The sequence below is a fragment of the Octadecabacter ascidiaceicola genome (genome assembly GCF_900185015.1).
Classification (GTDB): Bacteria; Pseudomonadota; Alphaproteobacteria; order Rhodobacterales; family Rhodobacteraceae; genus Octadecabacter; species Octadecabacter ascidiaceicola.
This window is the reverse complement of sequence record NZ_FXYD01000004.1, coordinates 181,973-206,380: the sequence shown is the minus strand read 5'-3', so window position 1 is coordinate 206,380 and position 24,408 is coordinate 181,973. Positions and strand designations below refer to the sequence as shown.

The following is a 24,408-nucleotide window of genomic DNA, read 5'->3' as shown; positions in this document are numbered from 1 at the left end:
TTAACCGATCAGCGCTTTGATCGCGGAAACCTGAGCCGGCTTAGCCTTAAGCGCGGGTTCGATTAGGGCAAGAGTATCAGCCTCAAGGTCCAGGTCGCTTATCTGGTCAATCAGCCCCAGCGAAAGCGCCTCTTGCGCCTCAATCTTCGCACCGGTTAGCAAAATACGTTTCGTCGCGGACAGGCCGACAAGCGCACGCATGCGTGCGGGGTCGGAGGGCTGGGGCAGCACGCCGATCTTGATAACTGGATAGAAAAACTTCGCAGTTTCGACCGCAACGCGCAGGTCACATGCAAGCACCATCCCCATCGATCCACCAGCGCAAGACCCATTCAATGACGCAACGCTGAGACCCTTAAAAGACGCGACCGCAGACGAAAGACGTTCCCACTCCGGCGACGTTGCAAGTGTCCCACCACGCACATCATCAAGATCAGCGCCCGCGCTAAAGACTTTGCCTTCACCAGTAATCACCAACACAGGTTGGTCCGCGGCTTCTACATGATCAGCAAGCTCTGCCAACATCGCCTCGGTTAATGCATTGGCTTTGTCCGGGCGGTTAATTTTGAGTGTCAGTCGCCCGTCGGTAACAGTTGCTTCGATCATATCAATCCTACTTTCTTGCGGATGTTTTCGTCACGCAGGGAAACATCATCACCCAAGAATTCATTCGCCTCATCGCTACACATCCAAACCAGCGTTCTTGCGGGCCATTCCGGTGGAATGTGATCGGACCACTCTAACTGACTAACAGGGTTAATTCCCGATGCTTTAATGTCGCGCTGCATATCCGTCGCGACCGTTCCAGGGGATAGCCCCATAACGCGAAGCCCGTGTTCGCGGGCTTCTTTGTCTGCACAACGGGTGAGCATGTAAGCACCCGCTTTCGACGAACAATAAGACGACCATGCCTCAACCGGGCCATGGGCCGCACCTGACGAAATGGTAATGATCGTACCTTTGCCACGTTTAATCATGTCAGGCATCGCCGCCCGCATCCCGTTAAAGACCCCCTTGAGGTTCACATCAATCGTTTTGCCCCAAGTGTCAGGGTCAGCGTCTGCCAAGTGGCTGATCGGGTCAAGGAGCCCCGCGTTACCGATGAATACATCAAGAGGGCCAAAGGCTTTGACCGTTTCATCAATTGCTTTCACAACTTCCTCGTAGGACGAAACATCACAGGGGATAGCGATAGCGGAATCTCCGATTTCGGCAGCCAGTTCACCGATTTCGCCACCGGAACGTGCCAACAGCGCAACCTTTGCCCCTTCATCAGCGAATGCACGCGCACTGGCAGCACCAATTCCTCGGCTCGCACCTGTAATTATGACAACCTTGCCCTTCAAATCCATATTTTGTCCTCTCGAAAAATTGCACACTTTGTGCTGAATTCTCTTATGATGTAACGTTTTCCTGACCTTGACCCTCCTGCGCAGACTTGAAAAGCTTTGCGCAACATTTTTTAATAAGAGAGCCATTCCATGAAGTGCATTCGCCATACCGCAATCATTGCCGCCGTTTTGTGCGGGACAACTGCAACAGCCGACGTCACAGCCCAACAGGTTTGGGACAATTGGACTGAACAGATGGAAGTCTACGGTCAAGGTTTCACCACTGGCGGTGAAGACATGTCCGGCGACACATTGACGATTTCAGATGTAAAGATCGCGATGTCTGATGACGAAGCGTCCGTTACGGCGGCCCTTGGCGACATCATGCTTGTGGAGAACGGTGACGGAACGGTTACGATCACTGTGCCGGACAGCTACCCGATTACCCTGAACCTCACACCGGAATACTACGACCCTTCGGTGATCAATCTTTCGGTCACGCATGAAGAAATGGTTCTGAACGTTTCAGGTGACCCTGAGGCAATGATCTATGACATCTCTGCAGACAGATATGCGATCAGCATTGATAGTCTTGAAGGTGGTGCGGGTGAAGAAATTGAGCTCACGGACGCTATGTTCGCGATGATCGACCTTGCAGGTACCTATTCAGTTAAATCCGACAACCTAACGCGCATTGCCTATGCCTTTAATGTTGGCGCATTGGATATCGACGTCTTGTTCAACGAGACTGACGGCGAAGGTATTGTGGCAGCCAACGGCGATATCGCGGACCTCGCGATGTTTGCGAACATTGTCACGCCGATTGATATGGACATGGAAGCAGAGATGCCTCCGTTTATTGATGGCTTGGCAATTGAAGGTGGCTACACCTCTGGCGCCTTCGGTTACACATTCGATTTTGATGTCGACGGCGAAGCGGCATCTGGATCCTCTACTGGTGATGGCGGTACGCTTGGTTTTGAAATGGACATTGATGGTCTTTCCTACATCGGCGAAACGCGCAACATCAGCCTAAACCTTTTGATCCCGAACGAAGTGCCCTTCCCGCTTGAAGTGGCAATGGGCAACTACGGCTTCGACTTCCAAATTCCCTTGAGCCAAGGCGAAGATGGCCCGCACGATGCGCGTATGGCGTTCAATTTTACGGATCTCGCAATCAGTGAAACCATTTGGAACATGGCGGACCCACAGAACATTCTGCCGCGTGACGCACTGACGATTGCGCTAGGCTTAGATGCACAAGTGACGCCGTTCTTTGATTTCCTCGACCCAGCCCAACAAGAAGCCGCGATGATGACCGATGTTCCCGGTGAACTGAATGGCGTTCAGATCACAGAGCTTACCATTCGCGGAGCGGGTGCTGAAATCACTGGTGGCGGCGCGTTCACCTTCGACAACAGCGACCTTGAGACGTTCGATGGCTTGCCACGCCCAGAAGGTAAGGTTGATTTTGCGATTAACGGCGTGAACGGCCTTGTGGATAAACTTATCCAAATGGGCCTGATCCCTGAAGAAGAAGCCATGATGCCACGTATGATGCTTGGCATGTTCGCGACACCCGTCGGCGATGATATGCTCACTTCGACAATTGAGGTGAATAACGAAGGTCATCTTCTCGCCAATGGTCAACGGCTTCGTTAATATTATATAAGAGTAACGCGACTGCGGCGTCTGAACGGTTCAGGCGCCGCGAACCTTTTTAGGAGACAAACCATGACGTATCGTTTGGCGACGAGTTTTATCGCCCTTTCCACTGCCCTCGCAGCGCCCGCAATGGCAGACGTAACCGCAGCAGATGTTTGGTCAAATCAGCAGGCATTGTACGCGTCAATGGGCGCATCAATGAGTGGCGAAATTTCTGGTGATCAGCTGATTAACCCTGAAATCAATGTCATTCTTCCAGCAGGCGTCGCAAGCTTTCAAATCAAGACTGATGCAGTCACGATGATCGAGAACGGCGACGGTTCTGTCACCATCGAATACCCGTCCCCGATGACGATCACGTTTGCAGGTGGTGCAGAAGGCGAAGGCAGCTTTAACGCGACAGCAACAATGACTCATGACGGTTACACGGTAACTGCGACAGGTAACCCGGGTGACATTGCCTACGTGTCCGAAGGCAACAACCTGCGTTTCGAGATTGGAAAAGTGTCTGTTGACGGCGCGACTGGCCTTGAGGAAATGGCAATCGAAGGGTTCATGACGCTCGCCAATTGGGGTGGAACGTCTCATGTGACCGAAGGCAACCTAATCGCTTACACCGCGGAAACTGTAGTTGGCGCGTCCGAGGCGGACTTCACGTTCAGCGTTGACAACGTTACGTCGCGCAGCAAGCAGACCACCCAACCGATGACGTCTTCAATCGACGCGACATTCCAAGTCGGCGGCTCCGACGTCATGAACTTATCTGAAGCGCTTCGTAACGGTTTGTCTTTGGTTATCCAAAGCACTGGTGAGGGCAACTCGTCTTCAACAGAAACCACACTGGACGGTGAACAGTTCAACACACAGCGCACATCTACTGGCGCTCAAGAATTCGCACTTTCCTTCACTGAAGAAGGTCTTGCGATGAACGGCGTCGCAAGTGCGTTCGAAATGACCATGCTTGATCCGCTGATTTTCCCCGGCGAGATCGCATTTGGCATCGGCGGGCTCTCAATGGACTACGATGTACCTTTGAACGCATCTGATGAGTCTCAAGACTTCCGCGTAGCGACGAGCCTCAAAGACGTGACCATCGGTGAGTCAATCTGGGGCATGTTTGACCCTTCAGGACAATTGCCGCGCGATCCTGCTGAAATCTCTTTCGACGTCACTGGGATGGGTACTAACGGCATGGACCTGCTCGACTTTGCAGCGATGGCTGGCCTGATGGGGCCTCCGCCGATCGAAGTAGACGAAGTGACAATCGAAAATCTTCGCATTGCAGCTGTAGGCGCTGATGCGACTGCTACGGGCTCGATGACATTTGATTGGACCGACTTCCAAACAATCCCCGGCATCGCCCGCCCGGAAGGAACTGTAACCGTGAACCTGACTGGTGCGAACGCACTGATGGATAAGCTAGTTGCAATGGGCCTCATCCCCGAAGAAGACCTGATGATGCCACGCATGATGATGGGCATGTTCGCAACGCCAGTGGGTGACGACATGCTGGAAACTGTTCTTGAAGTGAACAGCGAAGGCCACGTGTTGGCCAACGGTCAACGTCTCCAATAACAACAATTCAAGGCGGCCTGCACTTGCGGGCCGCCTCGTCTCACATTACGTCCTGAGGCAAGTAAAGGACGTCACATGACCAAATCACTTGCAGACCTCACACATAGATTGATTGAAGCTGCCAAAGCAGCGGGCGCTGATGGCGCTGATGCGGTTGCCGTTGCAGGCACGTCCGTGTCGATTGATGTGCGCAATAGCGTGCTTGAACAGGCGGAACGGTCTGAAGGTACAGACATTGGGTTGCGTGTTTTTGTCGGGCAACGTTCTGCCAATGTGTCGGCGTCCAACACAAGCGATCGCACTGTAGATGAAATGGCCGCGCGCGCCGTTGCAATGGCGAACGAGGCACCCGAAGATCCGCACGCCGGAATTGCGGATGTAAGCCAGCTTGCCACAGATATTGACGCAACGCGCTTGGACCTAATTGATGCAGGTGATGAGCCTGATCCAAAGTGGTTGGAAGAACAGGCCCGCATCGCCGAGGCTGCAGCAATGGCCGTTGAGGGCGTTGCGCAGGTTCAATCTACATCGGCAACCTATGGTCGCCGTCAGGCCCATTTAGCGACCTCCAACGGTTTCTCAGGTGGCTCCGAAAGCACAGGCCATTCCCTGAGTTCTGTTGCCATCTCAGGAACCGGAACTGGGATGGAACGTGACTACGATTTCGACAGCCGCATCCATCGGTCTGACATGAGAGACGCGGCTGAAATTGGTCGTATCGCAGGTGAACGCGCAGTTGTACGCCATGGCGCTCGCAAACCTCAAACCGGCACCTATCCGGTGTTGTTTGACGAGCGCATTGCATCATCCTTAGTCGGACATCTTATATCGGCCAGTAACGGCGCGATGATCGCACGTGGATCGTCGTGGCTGCTTGGAAAAGACGGAAAACAGGTACTCCCAAAGGGTATGGACCTCATCGAAACCCCACACCGCGCCCGCGTCGCCGGATCGCGTTTGTTTGATGGTGAGGGATTGCCAACGGCTGAACGCAAGATCATTGACGATGGCGTGCTCACCGGCTGGACAATGGACCTCGCCACTGCCCATAAACTTGGCTTGCAAAGCACTGGCTCTGCATCGCGCGGCACATCTGGCCCACCGTCCCCGTCTGTTTCACACCTGACATTGTCGCAAGGCACCCAAAGCCCAACCGACATCATGAAAGACATGGGCACAGGGCTGCTCATCACCTCAATGATCGGTTCAACAATCAACCCCAACACCGGCGACTATTCGCGCGGCGCGTCTGGTTTCTGGATCGAGAACGGCGAAATCGCTTACCCCGTGAACGAATGCACCGTCGCTGGAAATCTGCACGACATGCTCGCGCGGATCATTCCAGCGAATGATGCTCGAACACATATCAGTCGGGTCATTCCATCTTTGATGATCGACGGGATGACGCTCGCTGGTGCCTAATCCGGATCTCTCCCTGCTGATCAACGCGGCGCGGGCATCCGGCGAAATCGCGCGCGGTTATTTCAATGCCTCGCCCGAGGTGTGGGAAAAATCAGGCGGCCAAGGCCCTGTCACCGAAGCCGATCTCCACGTGAACCGTCAGCTTTCCGCCGATCTACAAGCCGCACGGTCTGACTACGGATGGTTGTCGGAGGAAACCGAAGACAACGATGCCCGCCTTAAGACGGACCGCCAGTTCATCATCGACCCCATTGATGGCACGCGCGCGTTCATCGAAGGCAGCAAAGACTGGGCGCATTCTTTGGCGATTTCCGAAAATGGCGTTGTCACCTCAGCAGTCGTTTACGTCCCTATGCGAGACGCAATGTACACCGCGACACTGGGTGGCGGCGCTACTCTCAACGGCGTCCCACTCATGGCCTTACAGGACAAACCAATCGACACCGCAACAGTGCTGTCCTCAAAGCCAAATTTGGACTCGAAATATTGGGCAAATACGGCTCCGCCCTTCAAACGCGCATTCCGATCTTCACTTGCCTATCGCCTCGCACTTGTTGGCGAGGGGCGCTTTGATGGAATGCTTACGCTGCGCCCGACGTGGGAATGGGATGTTGCCGCTGGCATGTTAATCGTCTCAGAGGCAGGCGGCACAGCAAGCGATCAAGCCGGTAAGACAGCAGTTTTCAACAATCCACACCCGCAGATTAATGGCACAGTTGCAGCAGGTGGAATTCACGCAGCTCTTATCGAAGCCCTCGCCTGATCTGCTTTACCATTCGCGCCCCAAGCCATAGGGTCGCGACAACGTTATTTGACCCACAGGTGCCCTATGTCCCAGCGTCTTCACCTCGTCTTTGGTGGCGAACTTATCGACCCAACCAAGAATGCCTTTAAGGATGTCGATGACATTCACATCGTTGGCATGTTCCCCAACTACGAAACAGCATTCAACGCTTGGAAATCTGAAGCGCAAAAGACCGTCGACAACGCGCACATGCGTTACTTCATCGCGCATATTCACCGCTTGCGCGAAGAAGGCGTCGAAGCGTCCTCGACCGAAGAACTCGGCTAAACGGGATTGGGGGCGGTGATCTGGGTTCATTGCGGTGAAGCAGGTGAAGTTGCCGCAACCCTTTCACTCGCAACGCGATTTCTGGATCACAACGACGTTCTGATCACGGCCGAAGCGGATATCCTATCATCATTTTCCAATGTACCCGATGGCGTCAACGTTGAGAAAATTCCGCCCGACACACCGGCCAAGGCACGCGATTTTCTTGCGAAGTGGCAACCAAAGTTCCTCGTCTGGAATGGCGGCCCGATCCGTTCGGCGCTTCTGCGGCTCGTCGCGAGAAACAAGATCAACGCAACCTTAATAAACGCGCGCGTTAGCACCTTGTTCTCAGGTGGGTCACGTTGGTTGCCAGGTGCGTCGCGCAACGCAGCGATGCCGTTTTCACGCATACTTACGGCGGATGGTGCCACTGCGACGCGCCTTATACGTGGTGGTGTCTCGCGTGACAAAGTCACAGCGACCGGCCCAATCCTAGAAGAACCCATTGCGCTTCCCCATGACCAAAATGAACTAACCGTTATCGTGGAAACGTTAGGGACGCGCCCCTTCTGGTTCGCGGCTGACGTGGTTTCGAGTGAGGTTAAGCACATGGCCGCAGCACAATTGGCGGCCAGTCGGAAGAACTATCGATTGTTGTTGATCATAACGCCTCGCGACCTCGAAAGCGGCCAACAAGTTGCCGAAACCCTGCGCGAAGCTGGCTTGAAGGTTGGTGTGCGCTCGCAAGGCGACAACCCGTTGCCGGAACAACAAGCATATGTCGCAGACATCAATGGCGAACTTGGCTTGTGGTATCGCATTACTCCGCTCACCTTTATGGGCGGAACGTTTAGCGCGGGCGGTGCTGCGTCTCCATTCGAGCCAATCGTATTAGGTTCAGCGATCATTCACGGTCCGCGCAAAAAACCCCACGGTGCACGTTACACCCGTCTTTCTGATGCACAGGCCTGTCGTGAAGTCCGAACTGCTGGCGAACTTGGAATTGCAGTGGGTGCTTTGATCTCGCCAGAACAAACTGCAAGAATGGCAATGGCCGGATGGTCGGAGATCACGCAGAACGCCGAGATCATTAATGATCTAATGCAAGAAGCGGCCACGCAATTTGAAACCGTTAAGGGCACACTATGAGACCGCCACTGTTTTGGTATCGCGACAATAGCCTGCTTTCGGTTCTGCTTGCTCCTATCGGGGCGATCTATGCTGCCGCAACTGCACGACGTGTTGCGCAAGACCCGAAACATCGCGCCTCGGTTCCCGTCATCTGCATCGGTAATATCAACGCTGGGGGCACTGGCAAAACACCGACTGCAATTGCCCTGACCCAAAAGTTGGTTGAGATGGGCCAGACCCCCCATATCGTTAGTCGCGGATACGGTGGCTCACTTGCTGGGCCGGTACAGGTTTCTCCAGCTAATCACGACGCGAATGATGTTGGGGACGAACCCCTTCTCCTCACTGAATTTGCACCAACTTGGGTGTCAAAGGACCGGGCACTTGGGGTTAAGGCAGCCGAAAGCGCCGGCGCATCTGTGATCCTCCTTGACGACGGCTTTCAGAACCCAAGTGTTTTTAAAGACCTCAGCATCGTGACGGTTGATGCCGTCAAAGGGTTTGGCAATGGTCGTGTTTTACCTGCAGGTCCACTACGAGAATTCGCCAATCGTGGGCTTGCGCGCGCGGATGCGATGCTCGTGATCGGGCCCGAGCGCGCGCGCAAGTCGTTCCAACCTTCACTGCCGTCAAATTGTGCGCGACTGAATGGCCAACTTGATGCGCTGCCAACCGGCATGCCGTGGAAGGGACAACGCGTGCTTGCCTTTGCAGGAATTGGCCACCCTGAAAAATTCTTCGCGACGCTTAAAGGATTGGGCGCGGACGTTGTGCGTGGTGAAGCACTGGATGATCACCAACCGTTCACCGAAGCGTTGCTGACGCGGTTAGAGACCGAAGCGAAAGCACGCGGACTAAACCTCGTCACGACTGAAAAAGATTCCGTGCGCCTACCGGATGCGTTCCGACCAAAAGTATCAGTTTTACCCGTGCGCTTGTCCATTGCGGATTGGACGCCGCTTGACGAGAAACTCGCCCAAATCGGCATCACTCGCCAATAATATCCTGGTCTTGCCCTAACTTAGGCGCAGGCCGATCTAGCGACAATTCCCCATCCGAGAACCGCATCGGCGGGCGCACTGAAAGCGCACCATCAATGTCCAACTTCAGACCACGCGCGATGACCTGCGGGTCAGCAAACACATCTTCAAACGTGTTGATTGGGCCAGCAGGAACACCGTTAGCCTCGCAGGCACCCATGACATCAGACTTTGTCCACGCACGTATTTTGTCAGCCAACATAGGCACTAGAGTATCGCGGTTCTCAAGGCGCGCTGGATTGGTTGCAAAGCGCGGATCGTCGGCCAGGTCTTCGACACTCAACACGGTACAGAACTTCTGGAACTGTCCGTCATTTCCCACAGCGATTATCACATGCCCATCCGCGCATTCGAAAACTTGATAGGGAACGATGTTCGGGTGTGCGTTCCCAAGGCGCTCGGGCGACTTGCCCGTCGCCAAATAATTCATCGCCTGATTTGCCGTCGTAGCAACCGCAACATCCAAAAGCGCGAGGTCAATGTGCTGACCACGACCAGTCTGATGACGTTGGTGCACGGCAGCCAGAATTGCATTGCTCGCATATAGACCGGTAAAGATATCAGTCACGGCAACACCGACTTTCTGCGGCTGGCCGTCGGGTTCTCCGGTGACTGACATTAAGCCGGACATTCCTTGAATGATGTAGTCATAACCCGCACGCTCCGCATAAGGCCCGTCTTGGCCGAAACCAGTGATTGAACAGTAGATCAGGCGCGGGTGGCTTTGCTTGAGGGTCGCAAAGTCCAACCCGTATTTCGCTAGTCCGCCGACTTTGAAGTTTTCGATAATGACGTCCGCATCACTAAGGAGCGAAAGCAGCTCAGCCTTGCCGTCATCGGTTCGAAAATCAATCACAACCGACTTTTTCCCACGGTTACAGCCGTGGAAATATGCTGCCGAAGTCTCACCCTTATGCTCAATGAACGGAGGGCCCCATGTGCGCGTATCATCACCGCTGGGTGCTTCCACCTTAACGACTTCTGCACCCATATCGGCAAGCAGCTGGCCAGCCCAAGGGCCCGCCAGAATACGGGCCAATTCAACGACCTTCAGGCCAGCCAGAGGTGTCATCAGTTTGCTTCAGCCAGCTTTTCGTCAAGAACCGTTGCAAAGTCTTCGTAACTCATGTTGGAGTATTCTTCGCCGTTGATGCGGAATGTCGGTGTACCCTGCACGTTGTCCGCATCGCCATTCGCACGATACCACCCCATAAGCGTTTGCGCCTGTTCCGCATCCGTCATGCAAACGTCGAGTTCTTCGTCGGTCAGGCCTGCGACCTTACCGATATTGCGTAAAGCGTCTGCAATTGCTGCGCCATCAGCCTGACGCGCCCAATCCTGTTGGTTTTCAAAGATCAGGTTTGTAATCCCGAAAAAACGCATCTCGCCGCCACAACGGGCAACCATGGACGCCCAAAGTCCCGGCTGGTCAAAATAGACTTCACGGTAAGTGAAACCAATCAAACCTGTATCAATGTAGTTCTCTTTGATCTGCGGGTACTGGTTCGCATGAAATGTCGCACAATGTGGGCACGTGAAAGACGCGTACTCAACAACCTGAACCGCAGAGTCCGGATTGCCCTGGATCATTTCAACGACATCAAATTCATTCGCGACATCAGGGGCGACAATGCTCGCCGTTTCAGCGTTTGCCGCTGAGCGGTTCATAAACCATGCGCCACCAGCAACGGCGACAATGGCAACAGCAGCAACGGATGTAAGGACAGATTTGTTCATCGGGTCTTCTTTCAGGTCTGAAATTTATGTCTTTGTAGGACGTTTACTAATTACGTTTGCACCCAACGCCGCGAGGGCAGAGCGCAGATCTTCGTTTTCAACAGGTTCGGCAAGGTCTTTGGCCGCCGCCTGAGCTTCCGGTTTCGGGCCGCGCAGTGCCTTAGGGCCGTGGTCAAACGCCAGCTGCCCTTCAGCAAACCCCGTTGCCGCGGTCTGCGTGATACGAATGCGTGCAATCGCATTGTAGCCATAGCACGCGTTCACCTTTTCGCGAATCTGCTCTTTCTGCATCTCAAGCATCGGCGCTTGTGCGCCTGACGTTAGAACCGTGAGCGTCGCGCCAAATCCGCCCTTTGCATAGCCCACATCAACTGGATGCGCGATTTTAGCCGTCGCTTCGCCTACAATCTCTGCCCAATGGGTCAAAACACGCGATTGCGCGAAGCCACGCGTTTCAGTCGCCCCACGAATGCGTTTTTGCATCAGGGTGACAGCACGAGAGAATCCGCGCGTGGTGCTATGAGGGCGTGGCTGTTTCATATTTCTGCGCTATTCTAAACCTCTGGCACCACAACGCCAGAGAAACCAAGCTTAAAGGTTCATAAACATTGCGTGAGATTACCAACGCTCTTTTGGATTGGTACGATATCCATGCCCGCGCAATGCCGTGGCGTGTGATGCCAGCGGACCGAAAGGCGGGAAAACGCCCTGATCCATATGCGGTTTGGCTATCTGAAGTTATGCTACAGCAAACTACGGTCGCGGCCGTACGTGCATACCACGAAAAGTTCACGACCCTTTGGCCAAACGTTGCGGCCCTAGCATCGGCTGACGATGCCGACGTCATGGCAGCGTGGGCAGGGCTTGGGTACTACGCACGGGCGCGCAATCTTTTGAAATCCGCCCGTGCCGTGGTTCATGAACACGGCGGTATGTTCCCGATAACCTATGATGCGCTGATCAAATTACCTGGAATTGGCCCCTATACCGCCGCTGCGATCTCGGCGATTGCCTTTGACGAGCCGTCAACCGTGCTCGATGGCAACGTCGAACGCGTGATGGCGCGGTTGTATGATGATCATACGCCGCTTCCCGCCGCTAAAACTGTGTTCATGGACTACGCCCGGCGCCATACGTCCAACGACCGCCCCGGTGACTATGCGCAAGCGGTGATGGACCTCGGCGCGACGATCTGCACGCCTAAAACCCCAGTCTGCGGGATCTGTCCCATCCAAAGTCAGTGTGATAGTTTCTGCGCCGGAACACAGCTTGATCTGCCCAAAAAGACACCAAAGAAACCCAAACCAACGCGTACCGGTATTGCTTATATCGCGCGGCGCGAAGACGGCGCTTGGCTTCTGGAAACTCGTCCTGAAAAAGGGCTCCTTGGCGGGATGCTCGGGTGGCCGACAACGGAATGGGCCGACGACCCCGTCGATGCCGCCCCACATTCAACAAATTGGACTGAATTGAATGATCACGCTCGCCACACGTTCACACATTTCCATCTGATTTTACGGGTTCAAACGGCATGGCTTCCCGCTGATGCATCCCCAAACCGCGGTCACTTCATCGCCGCGGAAACCTTTGATGCAACATCACTTCCGACCGTGATGAAAAAGGCCTACACATTAGCCGCTGCGACCCTACGACATGTTTGAGCAGCCCCCCTCAATCGCTATACTCCACCCAAATCGGAGTCTGTCATGACAACTTTCCCAATCGTCTCCCCCGCGAATATGGCCCGCATCACACGGGCGGCCCCATTTTGGTGTTCGGTCGGGCTTGTTCCCATCGCATGGATCGAGGCGATTTACGGCGGTTGGACCCTATTTTTGATGCCAGTCATGACATGGTATTTGTTCACCGCGATCGACGCGATTGCGGGCACTTATGACGCCAACGCAGACCTAGAAACATCCGAGGGCGAACTGTTCTGGTATCGCCTCGTCACCATCATTTGGGCGCCACTGCAGTTCGTGACTCTCTTTGGCATCATCTGGTACGTCACCGCAGCTGGGCACCTGAACGTCTGGGAACTGATCGGCCTCGCCTTTGGGCTTGGTGTGATGTCCGGCACAATCGGCATCGTCTACGCCCATGAACTCGCTCACCAAAAACCGAAATTTGAACGCTGGTTAGCAGATATTCTGCTTTCAATGTCGCTCTATTCCCATTTCCGTAGCGAACATTTGTTGGTGCACCATCGCTATGTCGGCACTCCGCGCGACCCTGTGACGGCGCGTTACAACGAAGGGTTCCACAAATTTTTCTTCCGCGTTCTTCACCAGCAACCCGTTTCGGCCTTCAAGGCAGAGGCCGCGATGTTGGCGCGTAAAAATCAACCGTGGCATCACCGGTCCAACCCGTTTTGGCGCTATGCGGCGCTTCAGTTGGCAATGATTTGCCTTGCGATTTGGATTGGCGGCTGGGTTGGGCTCGGCCTGTTCGTATACCAAGCCTTCATTTCAATGTGGCAGCTTGAGATCGTGAACTACGTTGAACATTACGGCCTGACGCGCAAACACCTTGGGGCCGGCAAATACGAGCACGTTCTGCCGCGCCATTCTTGGAACGCATCACAGCTTGCGTCCAACTGGTTGCTGATCAATTTGCAACGCCATTCTGACCATCACTACAAACCTGACCGCCGTTTTCCGCTACTTCAAACCTACGATGAAAACGACGCGCCGCAACTGCCGTATGGTTATCCGATTATGACGATGGCGGCGATGGTTCCGCCAGTTTGGATTCGGATAATGAACCCGCGCGTGCGTGCATGGCGTAAAAAGTACTATCCCGAAATCGAGGACTGGACGCCGTATAAAGACGCCACGAACCCGATGCCCCGTTAACGCGAGTTTCGGCGCTGTCCGCTAACCCATGCCCAACTAGAAGCACACATATCCGCAAGCGTACGCTTTGCCTCAAACCCTAGCACCGTTTTCGCCTTTTCTGGCCGTGCGGTCAGTTCTGCAACATCGCCATCACGCCGCGGTGTGACCTTATATGCCAGCTCGTGCCCGCAAGCGTCCGAGTAGGCTTTGATAACATCAAACACAGACGAACCCTCGCCGGTGCCTAAGTTAACAGTATGGCTCTGACCCGTCTCGATAAGCGACTTCAGCGACAGCACGTGCCCCTCTGCGAGGTCTTCGACGTGAATGTAATCACGCACACCTGTCCCGTCTGGGGTGTCATAGTCGTCTCCAAAAACGCTTAGCTCTGCCAGCTCTCCGGTCGCAACTTTGGCCATATAGGGGACCAGGTTGTTCGGAATGTCTTCAGGGTCTTCACCAATAATCGCGGACTTATGTGCGCCCACTGGATTGAAGTAACGCAAAATGCCGACGGCCCAGTCATCCGTCAGTTGTTCAAGAATTTGCTCACCCGCGACTTTGGTAAACGCGTAGGGGGACGTGTAGCTGCGCGCGTGGTTTTCCGGGATCGGCTGCACGTTTGTGTCGCCATAAACCGTTGCTGAGGACGAAAACACGATACGCCGCACACCAGCGCGGTCCATCGCGGCCAGCAGGTTCAGCAAACCGCCGACATTCGTATTCATGTACTCCAGCGGCTTTTGCACGCTTTCGCCAACGGCCTTCAGCGCGGCAAAGTGAACAACACCGTCAACCTTATGTTCAATGAACAACTGATCCAGCGTCGCGCGATCTAACACATCGCCTTCAACTACGTGAACAGTTCCACCTGCGATATCCTCCAAGCGGTTCGGAACATCTGGTTTTGCATTGTAAAAATTGTCGAGGATCACAACATCAAAGCCGGCTTCAACAAGCGCCAGATACGTGTGCGATCCGATGTAACCCGCGCCACCCGTTAGTAGAATTTTCGCCATTTTGATCCTCGTTAAACTTGGCCCCTTATGGCGTGGAATTTGCACAACGTCACGCGGGAACTGAAACAGAAAAAACCCCCGTCAGGTCATAAAACCGACGGGGGATAAGTGGTGCCACGGCTATTGGGCCGCAGGCACAGGCGGTAAACTTGTAAACTGTGTGTTGGCTTAGTTGGCGCGCATCTCAGAGCGTATCTGCTGGCGCAAAAGATCAATCGGAACCTTCTTGCCATCGCGACGGTAGTGCCAATATGTCCAGCCATTGCAGCTTGGCGCGTTTTCACAGGCAGCGCCAACTTGGTGGATCGACCCCTTGGAGTCAGCGGCAATCAATGTACCATCAGCGCGAACCTTAGCTTTGTGGCGGCCATTGACGGACCACAGGTCTTCACCTGGGCGCAACATGCCGCGTTCAACAACTTGGCCAAACGGAACACGCGGTTCTGCGCGTTTGGATTGCGACACTTCAAGCGCCTCATTGTCGAACTTACGAATTTTCGCCAAGCGCTTTTTAGCGACAGCGCGATACTCGGCCTCACGCTCAATACCGATGTAATCACGTCCAAGCATTTTAGCGACAGCGCCAGTCGTGCCCGTCCCAAAGAACGGATCAAGCACCACATCACCAGGGTTCGTCGACCCCACCAATACGCGGTGAAGCAGGCTTTCTGGTTTTTGTGTCGGGTGGGCTTTGTCGCCAGCTTCGTTTTTCAAGCGTTCATGTCCTGTACAAATCGGAAGCACCCAATCGCTGCGCATCTGGGTTCCTTCGTTAAGCGCTTTTAGCGCTTCATAGTTAAAAGTTGGTTTCGACTTCTCGGTCTTAGACACCCAGATCATCGTTTCATGGGCATTGGTCAGACGCATGCCACGGAAGTTCGGCATCGGGTTCGACTTGCGCCAGATCACATCGTTAAGAATCCAGAACCCTTGGTTCTGCAGCTCGGTGCCCATGCGAAAAACGTTGTGGTAAGACCCGATGACCCACATCGCGCCATTCGGCTTAAGGATACGGCGCGCGGCCTTCATCCAAGCGTGCGTAAACTCATCGTAGCGCTTAAAGCTCTCGAACTGATCCCAGTCATTATCAACCGCATCGACCTTGGAATTGTCTGGGCGATGCAATTCACCCTTCAGCTGAAGATTATAGGGCGGGTCGGCAAAGATCAGATCAACGCTGCACTCTGGCAGGCTGTTCATGATATCGATGCAATCACCGTCAAGAATGCTATTGAGCGGCAGCGCTGGCGCAGCTGCCTCTTTGGTTTTCTTAGTCATTTTACGCCTCTGTCCCGACTTTGATAGTCACGGCGGTTATCCGCTCGTTTGTTGACCTCAATGTGAGTCAAAGGCGATTCGCAGTCAAAAACTTTATTGAATCAAAGGGTTAGAAAATACTCTTGTCACAACATATTGTGGACGGGTTTGAACGACCGTCTATGGTGTGGGGTAACCCCCAAATTTTGAAGCGCCGATATGTGACTTTTTGATCCATATCCGGCGTTCGTCTCCCATCCGTAGCCTGGGTACTGTTGCGCCAAATCCACCATGATCCGATCGCGACATATTTTGGCCACAATTGAGGCCGCCGCAATGGACAGCGAACGGCTGTCTCCCTTGATGACGGTCGTCGCCGGAACGACCAGCCCTTTGGGGATCATGTTACCATCAATCAGCGCATGATCGACGTCGCTCAATCCGGCAACCGCCCGTTCCATCGCCAAATGGCTGGCGCGTAAAATATTGATTTCGTCTATTTCTTCGACAGTCGCGTGGGCGATGGATACCTGCGCACTTGCAAGGATCAGCGGATTCAATGCCTCACGGCGTTTGGCCGTCAGTTTCTTACTATCATTCAATCCGTTGGGAATGTTTGCCGGATCAAGGATCACCGCCGCGGCAGTAACAGGACCAGCCAATGGGCCACGTCCCACTTCATCAACGCCCGTGATGCGCAACGCGCCGCGAGCGATTAAGTCTTCTTCAAATGTGAAGTCAGGGCCGATTGTAATTGATGTACTCATCCTGCCCGTGTTTCAAACACAGGCAGAACCTGCAAGCCTCAGAGCCAGAAAGTACCGAACAAGCTGCGCCCGCGGGTGTACAGGTCAGTTGCCGGAGCAACCTTTCGTTTAATAGGGGCTGCCTTTAACGGTTTTACGTTATTCTTTTTGGCATGTGGCGCCGTCAAAAATTTTGCGGTCAAACGGTCTTGGATCATGGTCTGTCCTTTCAGATCGATCGCTCCCTGCAATCAAAGGTAAGTTATCCTGACCCATCTAGGTAGCGCCAGCCGTGCAATCCCGTCATGCACTGGCTGCAAAGACCTTACCTGCTAAGCATAAAAAAGAGGCAGGGGGCCATGTCCTCCCCCCTGCCTCTAGTTGGGTAACCGCTGGGGGGCAGCTACCCGGTATCCGCTTCGTCCTTAGCGACGGTTGGTGCGGAATCCATGGTCGCGCATACAGCGTACGCGGTACCCTTGACGGCGTTGGCCGTTTTCATTGCGAACGCGAACGTGACACGCTTCTGGCAAACGGTTCGGGTGGTTGTAGTTGTTGTTCAAACAGCGCTGACCAAACATGCGGATCGTGTTGCCATTTCTGCGCGTCACATTGCGAATGCAATCGACAGGCAACACGCGCCAACCACGGTTCACAGTCGGTTGCGGCGCAGGTGCAGGGGCGGGGGCGGCATCGTTGCTGTTGCGGCGGTGATGGATGATCGCGCCGAAAGCCAACAGGCCGAGCAAGCCTACAATTTCATCGTCTGACATCCGCGCCTCAGCGTTATTCGGAGCGACAGCCGTCATTGCCAGCGTTGTAGCAAGTAAGCCTGCGGTAATCGTTGTTTTAAGTGAACGAGCAAACATTGTGTGGTCCTTTCGGGTTTCGCCGCAACGTGTGACGGCTAGTGATGAACCAACGATGCGGGATGGGCTGAATGTCTCTCAATAACGGGACGGTGTTATCGCCTTTCGCCGCACGTCGCCTTGATGGATATTGAATAACAAGACGCCACACGGCATGTTCACGGCATGAAACGCACACTCCTCCTTACCCTCGCACTTATGGCGATGTCAGCATCGGCGCAGGCCGCCTGTTATGCTGATTACAAAGCCAAGCGTGACGATCCCCTCCGGCTGCACTACGGTGTCGCAGAGGTCATGGGCGCATGTACGCCAGAAGGCGCACTTGCCGAACTGACACCGCGCCTTGCTGCAGATGACTGGCAGTTATTAAGTATCGAAGGCGTCTTTGATGACGCCGGACTTGAGGAGAGAGAGAACAGTGCAGGCGAATACTACCTCCGCTATTGAAGCACGCCAGACGGGCAATCGAATTGTCATCGGCGGAATTGCAGCCATCGTGGTCATCTTGCTCACGGCGGCTGTTTTGTTGTTCCTTAACCTTCCCGACGCGAACGCATTTAATGCCCGAGTCGAAGCGTTGTTTGTCGAAAACGCATCGCTCACTGGGCAAGCCGAAATCAAACTGCTCGAGATCCTTGCACAATCCGGCACCGCGTTTTCTGAAACACTGGACAGCTATCGTTTCGTGATCTTCGTGCTGCTGATCTTCGCGACAGCCTTGCTTGTCGCCGCTGTTGCCTTTCTTGTCATGCTCATCGCGATGAATCGCCGCATGGGGCAGATTGAACGCAAAGGGATCGAAGTGAACTCGCTCCTGATCTCACGCGATCAGAACATGGTCTACCTCAACAACTTTGAATTCAAACTAACGGATGCCGCAATTGAAACGCTGTCTGTCTTAGCCGAAGCCCGCATGGACGACGAAGTACTGTCAGGTGCTGAAATCGAAGGCGTCATTTCTGGCCGCCCATCTTCGGACTGTGAAGAAGCAGCAGGCGCGACACGGATTAAACGCCTGCGTGACACACTCGGGAACCAGATGATTTCCGAACTGCTTGTGCGCAACATCGCACGGCGCGGCTATATGCTGGCGATTGATAAAGACGTCATTCGCATGGTCTGACCAAGAACGGGGAAGATCAGGTAGGCTTTCCCCCTAAAAGGTCAGCAATTCACACCCATCTATACATCATGAAACGACGTGATTTTCTCCGTTCCGCCGGAGCAGCGGCTGTGATCCCAGTCTTGCCCTTGCCCGCTGCGGCCGTCCCAGTGGCCACAGCCCCAGTCAATGCCATGCAGGTCGGCTGGGCGGCGTTATACGCCCGCGCGCAAAACCAAGCGAGCCCTGCCCTCATCCAAAAATGGCTGCGGGTCGGTCCAGAACAGGCGAACGCCTTAATGGGAGAGCTGGTCAGTCGAAACATCATCAAATTGCCAGTCGCAGGCAGCGCAACCGCAGTTCAGCCAATGTATCCGAGTGGCGGCGTTACTGGTATGTTCAACAAGTCAAAGAAAGCTGTCGAAACCGCCAAAGAGGTGTTCGACACGCTGGTTGAGGAGGATGAAACAGACGACCAGATTGAAACCACGCCAGAGCCAACAATTGAGGAGACGGCAAATGAAACGCCGTAATTTTTTGCAAGGCATCGCCGCAAGCGCGGGGGCAGCTACATTCCCTGTGCCAACGTTCGCGAAGGCTGCGGCAGTTGGGACAACCAAGGTCATTCCATTTCACTACGGTTGGGCCTGCGTTTATGCGCAAATGAACAACGGTGTATCCGCAGCAGATATCGCACGCGTTTTCCGCATCTCACCCAGCGACGCTTCGGGCCTCATGGACCGTATGCTCATGCGTGGTGTCATTCATGCACCCGGTCTTGACGGACGGGCCCAACCCACACGAGCTTGGCAAGCATGGGACAAACGTGCGCCCGAGATTCCGGCCGAAACTGAATCAAAGCACGACGTGAGCAATGAAAACCAAGCGTTACTGAGCAAGTTTAACGCAGTTATGGCGCATGTTGTCACTGACCCCAGCTATGGCTGGGCCGCTTAGACGTCCAAGAAGTACGGATCAACACGTTTCCAAAAATGCAGCAAATCTTGCCCCTTTGCCGGAACCTGCCCCATCTGTTGAATCGCGTAGATATCTGCCGAAACCAATGCCGCCAGTCTATACGCCAATTGTACTGACTTCACGGAATCAGGCGTATCCACCATATCCTCAATCGTTGAAGCTGCTGACGTGATCGCAAAAGCGATGCCAAGCGCAGGCTCATTTGGCCAGACTTGCGCCAGTTCGCGCACCAGTTTTCTGATACGTCGATGATCTTCAGTCGCCAAACTCGCAACGGCAAACTCAATCATCAGGTCTATTGTGGCCTGACGCATACCCAATCCTATCGCTTTCCCCGCGGAAACTGTACCTGCCTAAGCCTCCAAAAGACAATGTTAGGTTAATAGTGGTGACCCCGGCAGGATTCGAACCTGCAACCTGCCCCTTAGGAGGGGGCTGCTCTATCCAGTTGAGCCACGGGGCCACGTTTTGACTATCTGCCGTGGAACCGTGGTTACTGCAAGGGCTTGGACATCCTCGACTATCGGCGCTAACATTTGTGTATAGCTTCTACAGGACAGTGCCATTGCCGACTCATTCTAAACGCCCGCTTACTCTACGTGATGTCTCTGAGGCATCCGGTGTAAGCGAAATGACCGTTAGCCGCGTTTTGCGCAAAAAAGGCGACGTGAGCGCCGCAACGCGTGAGAGAGTTCAAGAAGCGGCGCGGCGACTGGGATATGTTCCCAACAAGATTGCAGGTGCTTTGGCGTCCCAGCGGGTCAATCTCGTGGCCGTCATCATCCCGTCTTTGGGCAACATGGTCTTCCCCGAAGTTCTGTCCGGCATTAGCGAAGAGCTTGAGGGCACCGAGCTTCAACCCGTTGTCGGGGTGACAGATTATCAACCCGAGAAGGAAGAGAAGGTCTTGTTTGAGATGCTTTCGTGGCGTCCGTCAGGTGTCATTATTGCGGGCCTTGAACATTCCGAAGCATCACGTGCAATGCTGAATCAGGCGGGCATCCCTGTTGTGGAAATCATGGACACAGACGGCGAAGCGATCGACACCGCAGTAGGTATCTCGCACCGTCGCGCAGGTCGCTTAATGGCTGATCAGATCATCAAGGCCGGATACAAACGGATCGGGTTCATGGGCACCAAAATGCCACTCGACCACCGTGCCCGCAAACGGTTCGAAGGGTTTACCCAGACGCTCGCAAAAAGTGGGATCGAGATCGCAGATCAGGAATTCTATTCCGGTGGGTCCGCTCTCGCGAAGGGGCGCGAGATGACGGCCGCAATGCTAAAACGCACGCCAGACTTGGATTTTCTGTATTATTCCAACGACATGATCGGTGCGGGCGGGCTCATCTATCTGCATGAAAATGGCACCGATATTCCAAACACAATCGGTCTAGCCGGTTTCAATGGCGTCGAGCTACTTGACGGCTTGCCATTGCAGCTTGCGACAATGGATGCCTGTCGTCGTGAAATCGGGCAAACCGCTGCGCGCATTATTGCGGCACGTAATGCAGAAGGCGCGAATGACGACGGCCAAGTTGTTGAGCTGTCACCGACGCTGTCCTTTGGCGACACGCTGCGCAAAGCCTGACATATGGCAGGTTCAGACTCCTTAAGTGGCAGCTGGACGGGTCGGTTTGACTACGACAACATTACCCATGGTACTCCTGTGTCATTTGATGCGGTCCTGATCGAAACAGGCAGCACCCTTCGAGGCGAAATTGTCGAACCGAACACATTTCGCCCCGAGGCAACGGATACACTGCTTTCTGTTTTGACGGGAACGCGCAGCGGGTCAAACGTTTCCTTCGTCAAAACTTACACAGACTTTGAAGACACCGACCACCCGCACTACGAAGGGCAGATCAATGCAACAGCTACACGCATTACGGGGCGTTGGCACTTTCCAAGTATGAGCGGGATCAAAGGTACGTTCTTGCTAGCGCGCACCGCGGAAGCAGCGGTACGTAAGAAAGCAGCGGCCGCAGTTGAAATGGTTTTCGAGGATTGAAGTAATGGAAGAAGTAAGGCTATCTGGAATGGTACAAGCCCCCTCTTTGCCCGGCCCTAATGCTGGGTACATGCCCGGATTTGGCAACGATTTTGAAACTGAAGCTCTCCCTGATGCGTTACCGCAAGGGATGAACAGCCCACAGAAATGCAACTACGGTCTTTACGGCGAACAGTTGTCGGGTACGGCGTTCACCGCGCCGAGCCATCAAAATGAACGCACGTGGTGCTACCGGATTAGGCCGTCAGTAAAGCACTCGCATCGTTACGATCGAATAGATCTCCCTTACTGGAAATCTGCACCGCACATTCCAATCGACGTGACCAGCCTAGGTCAATACCGTTGGGACCCAGTCCCGCATTCCGACGCGCCGCTGACGTGGCTGACTGGTATGCGAACCATGACCACCGCAGGCGACGTGAACACCCAGGTCGGCATGGCCAGCCATGTCTACCTCGTCACACAAAGTATGCAGGACAGTTACTTCTATTCCGCCGACAGTGAGCTGCTTGTCGTTCCACAAGAGGGGCGCCTGCGGTTTTGCACTGAACTCGGCATAATTGACCTCGAGCCGCAGGAAATCGCGGTCATACCTCGCGGCCTTCTTTACCGCGTCGAAGTTCTTGATGGCCCGTGCAGAGGTTTCGTTTGTGAAAACTATGGGCAGAAGTTTGAGCTACCGGGCAGAGGGCCAATTGGTGCGAACTGCATGGCAAACCGGCGCGATTTCAAAACACCTGTCGCTGCGTTTGAAGATCGTGAAGTCGCATCCACAGTTACGATCAAATGGTGCGGCCAGTTTCATGAAACAAAGATCGGTCACAGCCCGCTAGATGTCGTCGCCTGGCACGGTAACTACGCGCCCGTGAAGTACGACCTGAAAACCTATTGTCCCGTTGGGGCCGTCCTGTTCGATCATCCCGACCCATCCATTTTCACCGTGTTGACCGCGCCGTCTGGTCAGGATGGAACTGCGAACATTGACTTCGTTTTGTTCCGCGAACGCTGGATGGTTGCCGAGGATACGTTCCGACCACCTTGGTATCATAAGAACGTCATGTCAGAGCTGATGGGCAATATTTATGGCCAGTATGACGCCAAGCCCAAAGGGTTCATTCCGGGCGGCATGTCGCTACACAATATGATGCTGCCACATGGTCCAGACAAAAACGCGTTTGAAGGGGCGTCCAATGCAAACCTGAAAGCGGAAAAATTGGACAACACTATGTCCTTCATGTTTGAAACCCGGTTCCCCCAACACCTCACGTCATTTGCCGGAAAAGAAGCGCCGCTACAGGACGACTACATCGACTGTTGGGACGACATCGAAAAGAAATTCGATGGCACACCAGGTAAGAAATAGACCGTGAAGGTAGAGGTATGACATTGCTCAAATCCTGGGTGCAAAGCGCAAACAGCGCACAGGCTCCCTTCCCTTTGAACAATCTGCCTTACGGCGTGTTCTCCACTTCAGGAACCGAGCCAAGGTGCGGCGTAGCGATCGGTGACATGATCCTTGATCTTGCAGCCCTCGAAGAGGCTGGCTTGATTGATATTCATGACAGCCCGTTGTTCGATGTTCCATTCTGGAACGAAGTTATGGAGCTAAACCCCGAAGTTTGGGCCAGTCTCCGGCAACGATTGACATCTTTACTGGCGTCCAATTCGGACAAGCAAGAACAACTGGAAAACTACCTGACCGCGCAGGCAGATGCCGAGATGCACATGCCGTTTTTGGTGTCGGAATTCACGGATTTCTATGCCGGAAAACACCACGCAACCAACGTTGGAACGATGTTCCGTGGGGCTGAAAACGCATTGCCGCCAAACTGGCTGCACATCCCCATCGGCTACAATGGCCGCGCATCAACGGTTGTGGTTTCAGGAACCGAAATCACCCGGCCAAACGGCCAAACCATGGCCCCTGATGCGGATATGCCGTCCTTTGGCCCCTGCAAACGGCTTGATTATGAATTAGAGATGGGCGCAATTGTTGGTGGGGCCAACGCAATTGGGCAACCGATTTCGGTGCAAGAAGCCGATGATATGATCTTTGGTTACGTCTTGTTGAACGACTGGTCCGCGCGCGACATTCAAGCATGGGAGTACCAGCCACTCGGTCCCTTTCAAGCAAAAGCGTTCGCGACCTCCATCAGCCCGTGGATTGTCACGAAGGCCGCCTTGGAGCCCTTCCGCACAACGACGCCAGACCGCGAGAAAGATCTACTGCCCTACCTGACTGAACCCGGTCCGATGCTCTATGATATCGACCTTTCCGTCACGATCGCGCCCGATGGCAAAGACGCTACGACAATCACGAAAACAAACTACCGTATGATGTATTATTCGGCGGCTCAGCAGTTGGCACATCATGCGTCTTCAGGCTGCGCAATGACCGCCGGTGACCTGATCGGTTCAGGAACAATTTCCGGCCCAGACCCATCTGAGAGAGGGTCACTATTAGAACTCAGCTGGGGTGACAAAGAGCCCCTGACATTGGACACCGGCGACACACGCACCTTCATCGAAGATGGGGATACGCTGACACTAACTGGCGCGGCTCATGGTGATGGATACCAAGTGGGTTTCGGCACTTGTGTCGGTAAAATCAAACCAGCCGTCACTTTTGGGTAG

The 24,408-nt window shown here is 54.2% G+C and carries 27 protein-coding genes and 1 tRNA gene; 17 read left to right on the top strand and 11 right to left on the bottom strand.

Annotation, left to right across the window (positions count from 1 at the left end):
- Both OCA8868_RS12875 and OCA8868_RS12870 read right to left on the bottom strand, forming a co-directional pair.
- Positions 1–606, bottom strand: a complete 606-nt coding sequence (locus OCA8868_RS12875) for an enoyl-CoA hydratase/isomerase family protein (RefSeq protein WP_093996989.1) — start codon at positions 604–606, stop codon at positions 1–3.
- Positions 603–1,352: an SDR family oxidoreductase gene (locus OCA8868_RS12870; RefSeq protein ID WP_093996988.1), complete on the bottom strand. Its 750-nt coding sequence runs from the start codon at positions 1,350–1,352 to the stop codon at positions 603–605. Before OCA8868_RS12870 ends, OCA8868_RS12875 begins: the two co-directional genes overlap by 4 nt.
- 129 nt (positions 1,353–1,481) lie before the next feature.
- Here OCA8868_RS12870 and OCA8868_RS12865 point away from each other — a divergent pair, with 129 nt between their 5' ends.
- From OCA8868_RS12865 to lpxK, 7 genes are all read left to right on the top strand, one after another.
- Positions 1,482–2,993, top strand: coding sequence for a DUF2125 domain-containing protein (locus OCA8868_RS12865; protein WP_093996987.1), 1,512 nt, complete (start codon positions 1,482–1,484; stop codon positions 2,991–2,993).
- Between the two features lie 72 nt (positions 2,994–3,065).
- Positions 3,066–4,571: a DUF2125 domain-containing protein gene (locus tag OCA8868_RS12860; protein ID WP_093996986.1), complete on the top strand. Its 1,506-nt coding sequence runs from the start codon at positions 3,066–3,068 to the stop codon at positions 4,569–4,571.
- A gap of 75 nt (positions 4,572–4,646) precedes the next feature.
- Positions 4,647–5,993 (top strand): TldD/PmbA family protein, encoded by a 1,347-nt coding sequence (locus OCA8868_RS12855; protein WP_093996985.1) that lies wholly within the window; start codon positions 4,647–4,649, stop codon positions 5,991–5,993.
- Complete coding sequence (locus OCA8868_RS12850) at positions 5,986–6,756, top strand: 3'(2'),5'-bisphosphate nucleotidase CysQ (RefSeq protein ID WP_093996984.1); 771 nt, start codon at positions 5,986–5,988, stop codon at positions 6,754–6,756. Before OCA8868_RS12855 ends, OCA8868_RS12850 begins: the two co-directional genes overlap by 8 nt.
- Before the next feature lie 66 nt (positions 6,757–6,822).
- Positions 6,823–7,065, top strand: a complete 243-nt coding sequence (locus OCA8868_RS12845; protein WP_093996983.1) for a DUF4170 domain-containing protein — start codon at positions 6,823–6,825, stop codon at positions 7,063–7,065.
- 15 nt (positions 7,066–7,080) lie between these two features.
- The gene (locus tag OCA8868_RS12840; RefSeq protein ID WP_093996982.1) at positions 7,081–8,196 is read left to right on the top strand and encodes a 3-deoxy-D-manno-octulosonic acid transferase; all 1,116 of its coding nucleotides are present in this window, start codon (positions 7,081–7,083) and stop codon (positions 8,194–8,196) included.
- Positions 8,193–9,179 (top strand): tetraacyldisaccharide 4'-kinase, encoded by a 987-nt coding sequence (gene lpxK, locus OCA8868_RS12835; RefSeq protein ID WP_093996981.1) that lies wholly within the window; start codon positions 8,193–8,195, stop codon positions 9,177–9,179. The genes OCA8868_RS12840 and lpxK overlap by 4 nt, the downstream gene beginning before the upstream one ends.
- On the opposite strand, the gene OCA8868_RS12830 is transcribed toward lpxK, so the two are convergent.
- Genes OCA8868_RS12830 through OCA8868_RS12820 form a run of 3 tightly spaced genes read right to left on the bottom strand, consistent with a single transcriptional unit; the run spans position 9,166 to position 11,495 of the window.
- Positions 9,166–10,290: a CaiB/BaiF CoA transferase family protein gene (locus tag OCA8868_RS12830; RefSeq protein ID WP_093996980.1), complete on the bottom strand. Its 1,125-nt coding sequence runs from the start codon at positions 10,288–10,290 to the stop codon at positions 9,166–9,168. The genes lpxK and OCA8868_RS12830 overlap by 14 nt on opposite strands.
- Positions 10,290–10,955, bottom strand: a complete 666-nt coding sequence (locus tag OCA8868_RS12825; protein WP_093996979.1) for a DsbA family protein — start codon at positions 10,953–10,955, stop codon at positions 10,290–10,292. Before OCA8868_RS12825 ends, OCA8868_RS12830 begins: the two co-directional genes overlap by 1 nt.
- 24 nt (positions 10,956–10,979) lie before the next feature.
- On the bottom strand, positions 10,980–11,495 hold the full coding sequence (locus tag OCA8868_RS12820) for a DUF721 domain-containing protein (protein WP_093996978.1): 516 nt from the start codon (positions 11,493–11,495) through the stop codon (positions 10,980–10,982).
- A gap of 68 nt (positions 11,496–11,563) precedes the next feature.
- Between OCA8868_RS12820 and OCA8868_RS12815 the strand changes: the two genes are divergently transcribed.
- Together OCA8868_RS12815 and OCA8868_RS12810 are read left to right on the top strand one after the other, a co-directional pair.
- Positions 11,564–12,616: an A/G-specific adenine glycosylase gene (locus tag OCA8868_RS12815; protein WP_503121334.1), complete on the top strand. Its 1,053-nt coding sequence runs from the start codon at positions 11,564–11,566 to the stop codon at positions 12,614–12,616.
- A 45-nt stretch (positions 12,617–12,661) separates the two neighbouring features.
- Complete coding sequence (locus OCA8868_RS12810; RefSeq protein WP_093996976.1) at positions 12,662–13,810, top strand: alkane 1-monooxygenase; 1,149 nt, start codon at positions 12,662–12,664, stop codon at positions 13,808–13,810.
- Here OCA8868_RS12810 and galE read toward each other — a convergent pair.
- The 4 genes from galE to OCA8868_RS12790 form a co-directional block, all read right to left on the bottom strand.
- The gene (galE, locus tag OCA8868_RS12805) at positions 13,807–14,811 is read right to left on the bottom strand and encodes a UDP-glucose 4-epimerase GalE (RefSeq protein WP_093996975.1); all 1,005 of its coding nucleotides are present in this window, start codon (positions 14,809–14,811) and stop codon (positions 13,807–13,809) included. The genes OCA8868_RS12810 and galE overlap by 4 nt on opposite strands.
- Before the next feature lie 168 nt (positions 14,812–14,979).
- Positions 14,980–16,089, bottom strand: coding sequence for a site-specific DNA-methyltransferase (locus OCA8868_RS12800; RefSeq protein ID WP_093996974.1), 1,110 nt, complete (start codon positions 16,087–16,089; stop codon positions 14,980–14,982).
- Between the two features lie 125 nt (positions 16,090–16,214).
- Positions 16,215–16,835 (bottom strand): ribonuclease HII, encoded by a 621-nt coding sequence (rnhB, locus tag OCA8868_RS12795; protein ID WP_093996973.1) that lies wholly within the window; start codon positions 16,833–16,835, stop codon positions 16,215–16,217.
- A 404-nt stretch (positions 16,836–17,239) separates the two neighbouring features.
- The gene (locus OCA8868_RS12790) at positions 17,240–17,683 is read right to left on the bottom strand and encodes a hypothetical protein (protein ID WP_093996972.1); all 444 of its coding nucleotides are present in this window, start codon (positions 17,681–17,683) and stop codon (positions 17,240–17,242) included.
- 165 nt (positions 17,684–17,848) lie between these two features.
- Here OCA8868_RS12790 and OCA8868_RS12785 point away from each other — a divergent pair, with 165 nt between their 5' ends.
- The 4 genes from OCA8868_RS12785 (at position 17,849) to OCA8868_RS12770 (ending at position 19,742) form a co-directional block, all read left to right on the top strand.
- Complete coding sequence (locus OCA8868_RS12785; protein ID WP_093996971.1) at positions 17,849–18,130, top strand: hypothetical protein; 282 nt, start codon at positions 17,849–17,851, stop codon at positions 18,128–18,130.
- Positions 18,102–18,806 (top strand): winged helix-turn-helix domain-containing protein, encoded by a 705-nt coding sequence (locus OCA8868_RS12780; protein WP_093996970.1) that lies wholly within the window; start codon positions 18,102–18,104, stop codon positions 18,804–18,806. Before OCA8868_RS12785 ends, OCA8868_RS12780 begins: the two co-directional genes overlap by 29 nt.
- A 149-nt stretch (positions 18,807–18,955) precedes the next feature.
- Positions 18,956–19,318, top strand: coding sequence for a hypothetical protein (locus OCA8868_RS12775; RefSeq protein WP_179214855.1), 363 nt, complete (start codon positions 18,956–18,958; stop codon positions 19,316–19,318).
- Positions 19,305–19,742, top strand: coding sequence for a helix-turn-helix domain-containing protein (locus tag OCA8868_RS12770; RefSeq protein ID WP_093996968.1), 438 nt, complete (start codon positions 19,305–19,307; stop codon positions 19,740–19,742). Before OCA8868_RS12775 ends, OCA8868_RS12770 begins: the two co-directional genes overlap by 14 nt.
- On the opposite strand, the gene OCA8868_RS12765 is transcribed toward OCA8868_RS12770, so the two are convergent.
- Both OCA8868_RS12765 and OCA8868_RS12760 read right to left on the bottom strand, forming a co-directional pair.
- The gene (locus OCA8868_RS12765) at positions 19,739–20,077 is read right to left on the bottom strand and encodes a hypothetical protein (RefSeq protein ID WP_093996967.1); all 339 of its coding nucleotides are present in this window, start codon (positions 20,075–20,077) and stop codon (positions 19,739–19,741) included. The two genes, OCA8868_RS12770 and OCA8868_RS12765, sit on opposite strands and share 4 nt — an antisense overlap.
- Before the next feature lie 72 nt (positions 20,078–20,149).
- Positions 20,150–20,226, bottom strand: a tRNA-Arg gene (locus OCA8868_RS12760).
- A gap of 102 nt (positions 20,227–20,328) precedes the next feature.
- Between OCA8868_RS12760 and OCA8868_RS12755 the strand changes: the two genes are divergently transcribed.
- From OCA8868_RS12755 to fahA, 4 genes are read left to right on the top strand one after another with little or no spacing between them, the layout of a single operon-like run.
- Positions 20,329–21,354 carry a LacI family DNA-binding transcriptional regulator gene (locus OCA8868_RS12755; protein ID WP_093997217.1) on the top strand — a complete coding sequence of 342 codons (1,026 nt, stop codon included), beginning with the start codon at positions 20,329–20,331 and terminating at the stop codon, positions 21,352–21,354.
- Between the two features lie 3 nt (positions 21,355–21,357).
- Positions 21,358–21,774, top strand: coding sequence for a hypothetical protein (locus OCA8868_RS12750; RefSeq protein ID WP_093996966.1), 417 nt, complete (start codon positions 21,358–21,360; stop codon positions 21,772–21,774).
- 28 nt (positions 21,775–21,802) lie between these two features.
- A complete protein-coding gene (hmgA, locus tag OCA8868_RS12745; protein ID WP_218822686.1) occupies positions 21,803–23,137 on the top strand; it encodes a homogentisate 1,2-dioxygenase in 1,335 nt (444 codons plus the stop codon).
- A 17-nt stretch (positions 23,138–23,154) separates the two neighbouring features.
- Positions 23,155–24,408: a fumarylacetoacetase gene (fahA, locus tag OCA8868_RS12740; protein ID WP_093996964.1), complete on the top strand. Its 1,254-nt coding sequence runs from the start codon at positions 23,155–23,157 to the stop codon at positions 24,406–24,408.

Excerpts from the sequence above, each read along its gene's own strand:
- OCA8868_RS12875 (WP_093996989.1), bottom strand. The coding sequence starts at position 606 with ATGATCGAAGCAACTGTTACCGACGGGCGACTGACACTCAAAATTAAC.
- OCA8868_RS12870 (WP_093996988.1), bottom strand. The coding sequence starts at position 1,352 with ATGGATTTGAAGGGCAAGGTTGTCATAATTACAGGTGCGAGCCGAGGA.
- OCA8868_RS12865 (WP_093996987.1), top strand. The coding sequence starts at position 1,482 with ATGAAGTGCATTCGCCATACCGCAATCATTGCCGCCGTTTTGTGCGGG.
- OCA8868_RS12860 (WP_093996986.1), top strand. The coding sequence starts at position 3,066 with ATGACGTATCGTTTGGCGACGAGTTTTATCGCCCTTTCCACTGCCCTC.
- OCA8868_RS12855 (WP_093996985.1), top strand. The coding sequence starts at position 4,647 with ATGACCAAATCACTTGCAGACCTCACACATAGATTGATTGAAGCTGCC.
- OCA8868_RS12845 (WP_093996983.1), top strand. The coding sequence starts at position 6,823 with ATGTCCCAGCGTCTTCACCTCGTCTTTGGTGGCGAACTTATCGACCCA.
- lpxK (WP_093996981.1), top strand. The coding sequence starts at position 8,193 with ATGAGACCGCCACTGTTTTGGTATCGCGACAATAGCCTGCTTTCGGTT.
- OCA8868_RS12830 (WP_093996980.1), bottom strand. The coding sequence starts at position 10,290 with ATGACACCTCTGGCTGGCCTGAAGGTCGTTGAATTGGCCCGTATTCTG.
- OCA8868_RS12825 (WP_093996979.1), bottom strand. The coding sequence starts at position 10,955 with ATGAACAAATCTGTCCTTACATCCGTTGCTGCTGTTGCCATTGTCGCC.
- OCA8868_RS12820 (WP_093996978.1), bottom strand. The coding sequence starts at position 11,495 with ATGAAACAGCCACGCCCTCATAGCACCACGCGCGGATTCTCTCGTGCT.
- OCA8868_RS12810 (WP_093996976.1), top strand. The coding sequence starts at position 12,662 with ATGACAACTTTCCCAATCGTCTCCCCCGCGAATATGGCCCGCATCACA.
- galE (WP_093996975.1), bottom strand. The coding sequence starts at position 14,811 with ATGGCGAAAATTCTACTAACGGGTGGCGCGGGTTACATCGGATCGCAC.
- OCA8868_RS12800 (WP_093996974.1), bottom strand. The coding sequence starts at position 16,089 with ATGACTAAGAAAACCAAAGAGGCAGCTGCGCCAGCGCTGCCGCTCAAT.
- rnhB (WP_093996973.1), bottom strand. The coding sequence starts at position 16,835 with ATGAGTACATCAATTACAATCGGCCCTGACTTCACATTTGAAGAAGAC.
- OCA8868_RS12790 (WP_093996972.1), bottom strand. The coding sequence starts at position 17,683 with ATGTTTGCTCGTTCACTTAAAACAACGATTACCGCAGGCTTACTTGCT.
- OCA8868_RS12785 (WP_093996971.1), top strand. The coding sequence starts at position 17,849 with ATGAAACGCACACTCCTCCTTACCCTCGCACTTATGGCGATGTCAGCA.
- OCA8868_RS12770 (WP_093996968.1), top strand. The coding sequence starts at position 19,305 with ATGAAACGCCGTAATTTTTTGCAAGGCATCGCCGCAAGCGCGGGGGCA.
- OCA8868_RS12765 (WP_093996967.1), bottom strand. The coding sequence starts at position 20,077 with ATGCGTCAGGCCACAATAGACCTGATGATTGAGTTTGCCGTTGCGAGT.
- OCA8868_RS12750 (WP_093996966.1), top strand. The coding sequence starts at position 21,358 with ATGGCAGGTTCAGACTCCTTAAGTGGCAGCTGGACGGGTCGGTTTGAC.
- hmgA (WP_218822686.1), top strand. The coding sequence starts at position 21,803 with ATGGTACAAGCCCCCTCTTTGCCCGGCCCTAATGCTGGGTACATGCCC.
- fahA (WP_093996964.1), top strand. The coding sequence starts at position 23,155 with ATGACATTGCTCAAATCCTGGGTGCAAAGCGCAAACAGCGCACAGGCT.